4 protein-coding genes are annotated in these 7,221 nt (G+C 57.1%); all 4 read left to right on the top strand.

Annotation, left to right across the window (positions count from 1 at the left end):
- Window positions 1-216: 216 nt before the first annotated feature.
- The 4 genes from M9827_RS21885 (at window position 217) to M9827_RS21870 (ending at window position 7,200) form a co-directional block, all read left to right on the top strand.
- On the top strand, window positions 217-1,818 hold the full coding sequence (locus M9827_RS21885) for an ABC transporter substrate-binding protein (protein ID WP_250607101.1): 1,602 nt from the start codon (window positions 217-219) through the stop codon (window positions 1,816-1,818).
- Between the two features lie 260 nt (window positions 1,819-2,078).
- Window positions 2,079-3,704, top strand: a complete 1,626-nt coding sequence (locus M9827_RS21880; RefSeq protein ID WP_250607100.1) for an ABC transporter substrate-binding protein — start codon at window positions 2,079-2,081, stop codon at window positions 3,702-3,704.
- A 300-nt stretch (window positions 3,705-4,004) separates the two neighbouring features.
- The gene (locus M9827_RS21875) at window positions 4,005-5,603 is read left to right on the top strand and encodes an ABC transporter substrate-binding protein (RefSeq protein ID WP_250607099.1); all 1,599 of its coding nucleotides are present in this window, start codon (window positions 4,005-4,007) and stop codon (window positions 5,601-5,603) included.
- A 175-nt stretch (window positions 5,604-5,778) separates the two neighbouring features.
- Window positions 5,779-7,200: an OprD family porin gene (locus tag M9827_RS21870; protein WP_250607098.1), complete on the top strand. Its 1,422-nt coding sequence runs from the start codon at window positions 5,779-5,781 to the stop codon at window positions 7,198-7,200.
- Window positions 7,201-7,221: the final 21 nt, after the last annotated feature.

Here is a 7,221-nt window from a genome sequence, read left to right as displayed (position 1 = left end):
CTGAATGAAATTTCAGCGATTTTACCGAAGACCTTGAAAGGGATGGCCGTAAGGGCGGAACCCTAAGCCGTCGTTACCGCAGCAACGGATATGCCCCCAACAAAAAACGCCCAGATATACCGAGATAGACACTCCCCCAAGAAAAACGATATTTCCGAAGCCCCCCAAATCCCCGCTACCCTGAAACACAACCACCTCCAACTCCCCGGGGACGCCATGCCAAGATCCACCCTCAAACCACTATTAATCACCCTCGCACTAACAGCCATAACCCCGATCGCCAACGCCGCCACAACACTCGTTTATTGCTCCGAAGCCAGCCCCGCAGGCTTCGACCCCAGCCAATACACCAGCGGCACCGACTTCGACGCCTCCGCCGAAACCGTCTTCAACCGCCTCACCCAATTCGAACGCGGCGGCACCGACATCGAACCCGGCCTGGCGACAAAATGGGACATCTCCCCGGATGGCCTGCAATACACCTTCCACCTGCGCCAAAACGTAAAATTCCACACCACCGACTACTTCAAACCCACCCGCGACTTCAACGCCGACGACGTGCTCTTCACCTTCCAGCGCCTGCTCGACCCGGACAACGCCTTCCGCAAGGCCTACCCCGCCGAGTCCCCCTACTTCACCGACATGGGCCTCAACACCACGATCAAATCGGTCGAAAAACTCGACGACAACACCGTGCGCTTCAACCTCAACAACGTCGACGCCGCCTTCGTGCAAAACCTCGCCATGAGCTTCGCCTCGGTGCAATCAGCCGAATACGCCGCCCAACTGTTGAAGGAAGGCAAAGCCGCCGACCTCAACCAGAAGCCGATCGGCACCGGCCCGTTCGTGTTCAAGCGCTATCAGAAGGATTCACAAATCCGCTACGCCGCCAACACGGCCTACTGGAAACCCGAAGACGTCAAAATCGATAACCTGATTTTCTCGATCACTCCCGACGCCGCCGTGCGCCTGCAAAAACTCAAGGCCGGCGAATGCCAGGTCAGCGGCTACCCACGCCCGGCCGACATCGAAGTGATGGAAAAAGACCCGAACCTGCGCGTGCTCAAACAAGCCGGTTTCAACCTCGGTTTCCTCGCCTACAACACCACCCATGCGCCTCTCGACCAGCTCAAAGTGCGCCAGGCGCTGGACATGGCTATCGACAAACCAGCGATCATCAAAGCCGTCTACCAAAGCGCCGGCCAGTTGGCCCAAAACGCGTTGCCGCCGGCGCAATGGTCGTATGACCCGAACATCAAGGACGCGCCCTACGACCCGGCAAAAGCAAAGGTGCTACTGAAAGAAGCAGGGGTTGCGCCGGGTACAACCATCAACCTTTGGGCGATGACAGTGCAGCGCGCTTCGAACCCGAATGCGCGCATGTCGGCGCAGATGATCCAGCAGGATTGGGAGAAAATCGGCATCAAGGCCAACATCGTCAGCTACGAATGGGGCGAGTACATCAAACGCGCCAAAAATGGCGAACACGACGCCATGATCTATGGTTGGACAGGTGACAACGGTGACCCGGACAACTGGCTTGGCGTGCTCTACAGCTGCGCGGCGGTAAAAGGCAGCAACTACGCCAAATGGTGCGATCCGGCCTACGACAAACTGGTGCAACAGGCCAAGTTATCCACGGATAAAGAGCAACGGGTAAAACTGTATCAACAGGCGCAACTGATCCTTAAACAGCAAGTGCCGATCACACCGATTGCCAACTCCACGGTGTTCCAGCCGCTGCGCAAGGAAGTCACCGACTTCCGGATCAGCCCGTTCGGTCTAACCCCCTTCTATGGCGTGGGTATAAATAAGTAACACCAAGCCCCAAGGCGGCGCGCACAAGGTGACCAGCGCACCGTTTTGGGGCTTCATTTGCACCGTAAAAACCACCCGCAAACGGTCAAATGCGTCAGAAGTTATACAGATGCGACATTAAGGTACGTTCGTGCCACGCTTTGAGGCCGGCAGTCGCTCTGGATCTTGCAATGGGTATGGCCCCTGCATAAGTATCCGCAGGCACGACTCACGAGGTCGTACCTCACAACTAAAAAATGACAACAAATCATGAGGCCAACATGCTTAAACACGCGGTCATTCCGTTTTTAGTCGGCGCAGGCTTGTTAGCCTCCGCACCTTTCGCATCCGCTGCGACTAACCTGGTGTTCTGCTCCGAAGGCAGCCCGGCCGGTTTCGACCCAGGCCAGTACACCACCGGAACCGACTTCGACGCCTCAGCCGAAACCATGTTCAACCGCCTGACCCAGTTCGAGCGCGGCGACACCGCCGTGATTCCTGGTCTGGCGACCAAGTGGGACATTTCCGATGACGGCCTGACGTACACCTTCCACCTGCGTGAAGGCGTCAAGTTCCACACTACCCCGTATTTCAAGCCGACTCGTGAGTTCAACGCCGACGACGTGCTGTTCACCTTCAATCGCATGATTAACAAGGATGACCCGTTCCGTAAGGCGTACCCGACCGAATTCCCGTACTTCACCGACATGGGGATGGACACCAACATCACCAAGATCGATAAAGTCGACGACCACACCGTCAAGTTCACTTTGAAAGAAGTGGATGCCGCGTTCATCCAGAACATGGCCATGAGCTTCGCGTCGGTACAATCCGCCGAGTACGCAGCGCAGCTGCTGAAAGAAGGCAAGGCTGCCGACATCAACCAGAAGCCGATCGGCACCGGCCCGTTCGTGTTCAAGAGCTACCAGAAAGACTCCAACATCCGTTACACCGGCAACAAGGATTACTGGAAGCCTGAGGATGTGAAGATCGACAACCTGATCTTCGCTATCACCACCGACCCGTCGGTACGTATTCAGAAGCTGAAAAAGAACGAGTGCCAGGTCACCCTGTTCCCACGTCCGGCTGACCTGAAAGCGCTGAAAGAAGACAAATCCCTGAAGATGCCTGACCAGGCTGGCTTCAACCTGGGCTACATCGCCTACAACGTGATGGACAAGGTCAAGGGCAGCAACGAGGCCAACCCACTGGCTGACCTGCGCGTACGTCAGGCGCTGGACATGGCCGTGAACAAGCCGCAGATCATCGACTCGGTTTACCAGGGCGCGGGCCAACTGGCCGTCAACGCCATGCCGCCGACCCAGTGGTCTTACGACACCACCATCAAGGACGCCAAGTACGACCCTGAGAAAGCCAAACAGCTGCTCAAGGAAGCCGGCGTCAAGGAAGGTACCGAGATCGTCCTGTGGGCGATGCCGGTTCAGCGTCCGTACAACCCGAACGCCAAACTGATGGCTGAGATGCTCCAGTCCGACTGGGCCAAGATCGGCTTGAAAGTGAAGATCACCAGCTACGAGTGGGGCGAGTACATCAAGCGTTCCAAAGGTGGCGAGAACCAGGCCATGATCATTGGCTGGAGCGGTGACAATGGTGATCCGGACAACTGGCTGAACGTGCTGTTCGGTTGCGACTCGCTCAGCGGCAACAACTTCTCCAAGTGGTGCGACAAGAAGTTTGACGGCCTCGTCAAAGAAGCCAAGCGTACAACCGACCAGGACAAGCGCACCGAACTGTACAAACAGGCGCAGCACGTTCTCAAAGATGCAGTTCCAATGACACCTATCGCTCACTCGACGGTGTACCAACCCATGCGCGCCAACGTGCAGGATTTCAAGATCAGCCCTTTCGGCTTGAACTCCTTCTACGGCGTCAGCGTCAGCAAATAAGGCACTGCAACGGCGACGTTTTTAACGTCGCCGTTGTTTTACCTGCCGGGAAGTTAGGAAATTGCCTACATCCAATTCCACTGCGGATTACCGCAGAGGTATAGGACGCGTCGCCTTTTCCTACGAGCTTTAAGGCATTTACGCATTTACTGCCAGAACCGCGGCCCCTACCGTCGGGTACTGACCAGTGTCTGCGTGGGCCACCGGTTGCCGTACGTATTGGATTGAGCTCGATGCCACCAAAACGTCTCTGGATGAGGCGACGGTACATTGAACAACACTAAAAAAAGAGGGAGCGTCATGCGCCATACCTTGATTTATTCCACATTGCTGGGCGCCGGCCTGTTGGCCGCCTCGTCCGCCAGTTTCGCCGCCAGCAAAAGTCTGGTGTTCTGCTCTGAAGGCAGCCCGGCGGGCTTTGACACCGCGCAGTACACGACAGCGACCGATAACGACGCTGCCGAACCGATCTACAACCGACTGGTCGAGTTTGAAAAAGGCGCGACCAATGTCGTACCCGGTCTGGCCACCAAGTGGGACATTTCCGAGGATGGTCTCAAGTACACCTTTCACCTGCGTGAAGGTGTGAAGTTTCATACAACGCCGTACTTCAAACCGACCCGCGACATGAACGCCGATGACGTGCTGTTCACGTTTAATCGCATGCTGGATGCCCAGCAACCATTCCGTAAGGCTTATCCCACCGAATTCCCGTACTTCAACGGGATGAGCCTGAACAAGAACATCGCCAAGGTCGAGAAGACCGGGCCGCTGACCGTGGAGTTCACGCTCAACAGCGTCGACGCCGCGTTCATCCAGAACATCGCCATGAGCTTCGCTGCCATCCTGTCCGCCGAATACGCCGACAAGCTGCTGGCCGAAGGCAAGCCAAGCGACATCAACCAGAAACCGATCGGCACCGGGCCGTTCGTGTTCAAGAGTTATCAGAAAGACTCGAACATTCGTTACACCGGTAATCAACATTACTGGGATCCGAGCCGGGTCAAACTCGACAACCTGATTTTCGCGATCAACACCGACGCCTCGGTGCGCGTGCAGAAGCTCAAGGCCGGCGAATGCCAGATCACCCTGCACCCGCGCCCTGCCGATGTTGAAGCGCTGAAGGCCGACCCGAAACTGCAACTGATCACCAAGCCGGGTTTCAACCTCGGCTACATCGCCTATAACGTGCGCCACAAGCCATTCGACCAGCTCGAAGTGCGCCAGGCGCTGGACATGGCGGTGAATAAACAGGGGATTCTCAACGCTGTTTATCAAGGCGCCGGTCAACTGGCCGTCAACGCCATGCCGCCGACCCAGTGGTCCTACGACGACAGCATCAAAGACGCCGCTTACAACCCGGAAAAAGCCAAAGAGCTGCTCAAGGCTGCCGGCGTCAAGGAAGGCACCGAGATCACCCTGTGGGCGATGCCGGTGCAACGTCCGTATAACCCGAACGCCAAACTGATGGCCGAAATGCTCCAGGCGGACTGGGCCAAGATCGGTCTGAAAGTGAAGATCGTCAGCTACGAATGGGGCGAGTACATCAAGCGCACCAAGAATGGCGAGCACGACGTCAGCCTGATCGGCTGGACCGGTGACAACGGCGATCCGGACAACTGGCTCGGCACGCTGTACAGCTGCGATGCCATCGGCGGCAACAACTATTCCATGTGGTGCGATCCGGCTTACGACAAGCTGATCAAAGAGGCCAAGGTCGTCACCGACCGCGACCAACGCACCGTGCTCTACAAACAGGCTCAGCAATTGCTTAAACAGCAAGTGCCGATCACGCCTGTCGCCCACTCGACGGTCAACCAACCGTTAAGCGCCAGGATCGAAGGGTTCAAAGTCAGCCCGTTCGGTCGCAACGTGTTCTCGGGTGTCGGTATCGATTAAATCAGATGATTAGCCGCAATGCTGGGGGGCGCTGTCTAGCCCCTCACGCAAGCGCTTTGCCGAAATTCGTCAATACGGCTTTTTGCAAACGTTTGCGATGTGTGAACGAGTTCTAAACCAATAACCGGCATACCAAAAAAAGCCGGCATAAAAAGAAAGTAAAGGAGCTTCACCCATGAAACTGAGCAGCACCGCGATACTGGCCCTGGCCATCAGCAGCGTCACCGCCACGGCGTACGCAGAACCTGCAAGTCAGGAGTTCGTCCCTACCACGTTGGCCGGCAGTAGCGCCCAAAGCGAGGCCAAAGGCTTTATCGATGGACAAAGCCTGGGCGGCACAACCCGTAACTGGTACGCCAACGAACTGAAGCGTCGTGACGACCGTTTCAGCTACGTGAAAAACAGCGACAAGAACACTTCGCCAGTGGTCAAGACACCGACCCCGCGTCGTATCAACTGGGTGCAAGGCACCATCGTCAACTACACCTCGGGCTTTACCCAAGGCACCGTTGGCGTCAGCACCGAAGTCGCCGCTTACAACGCCATCGTTCTGGACCGTGACCGCAAGGACATCGCCGGCGGTTCCAACCGTACCCTGGCGCACTCCGACGGCGACGCTGTCGACCAGTGGAGCAAACTGGGTCTGGCCAACGTCAAGCTGCGTGTCTCCAACACCACGCTGACCGCCGGTCGTCAGAACTTCAGCACCCCGATCGTTGACGTCATCGGCAACCGTCCGCTGCCTTCGAGCTTTGAGGGTATTACCCTGCACAGCGAAGAGTTCAACAACCTGTCGTTCGACCTGGGTGGCTTCGACCGTGTTTCGCCACGTACCGAGCAGAGCCTGTCGAAATTCCGCACCGAGTACTCGGCCACTGGCGTTGAGACAGACAAGGTCTACATTGCTGGCGTCAACTACCAGCCGTTCAAGAGCCTGAAAACCAGCCTGTACGGCTCCAACGTCGAAGACTTCTGGAACCAGTACTACTTCGGCGCCACCCACGAACTGGGTGACAGCCAGGTCCTGAGCCTGACCACCGGTCTGAACTACTACAAGACCGTCGACGAAGGCAAAAAGCTGATGGGCGAGATCGACAACGATACCTACTCGCTGTCGCTGGGTCTGGCGCACCAGGCTCACAGCCTGACTTTCTCGTACCAGGAAGTGAATGGCGACACCTACTTCGACTACCTGCATGAAACCAACGGCATCTACCTGGCCAACTCCCTGCTGTCGGACTTCAACGGCCCGAACGAGAAGTCCTTCCAGATCGCTTACGGCATCAACATGGCCGAATACGGTGTGCCAGGCCTGAAGTTCAACATCTACCAGGCTCGCGGCTGGGGCATCGACGGTACTCACTACCGTGGTACTGCCTACACCGACCCGGGCGCCAAGCGCGGCGATCTGAGCCTGATGGACGGCGAAACTCACTACGAATACGGCATCGGCGCTTCCTACGCCGTGCAAAGCGGCCCGCTCAAAGCCACCGCAATTCGCGCGACGTACACCACGCACCGCGCCAGCGAGAATCAGGCTGACGGCAACATCAACGAGTTCCGTCTCGTGACCACGATTCCATTCAACATCCTGTAAAAAACGCCAGCCGACGGCTGA

The sequence above is a fragment of the Pseudomonas sp. AKS31 genome (assembly GCF_023634765.1).
GTDB lineage: Bacteria > Pseudomonadota > Gammaproteobacteria > Pseudomonadales > Pseudomonadaceae > Aquipseudomonas.
Note: the sequence above shows the minus strand (reverse complement) of the source record. Positions and strands in the feature narration are given on the sequence as shown.

Excerpts from the sequence above, each read along its gene's own strand:
- M9827_RS21880 (WP_250607100.1), top strand. The coding sequence starts at position 2,079 with ATGCTTAAACACGCGGTCATTCCGTTTTTAGTCGGCGCAGGCTTGTTA.
- M9827_RS21875 (WP_250607099.1), top strand. The coding sequence starts at position 4,005 with ATGCGCCATACCTTGATTTATTCCACATTGCTGGGCGCCGGCCTGTTG.
- M9827_RS21870 (WP_250607098.1), top strand. The coding sequence starts at position 5,779 with ATGAAACTGAGCAGCACCGCGATACTGGCCCTGGCCATCAGCAGCGTC.
- M9827_RS21885 (WP_250607101.1), top strand. The coding sequence starts at position 217 with ATGCCAAGATCCACCCTCAAACCACTATTAATCACCCTCGCACTAACA.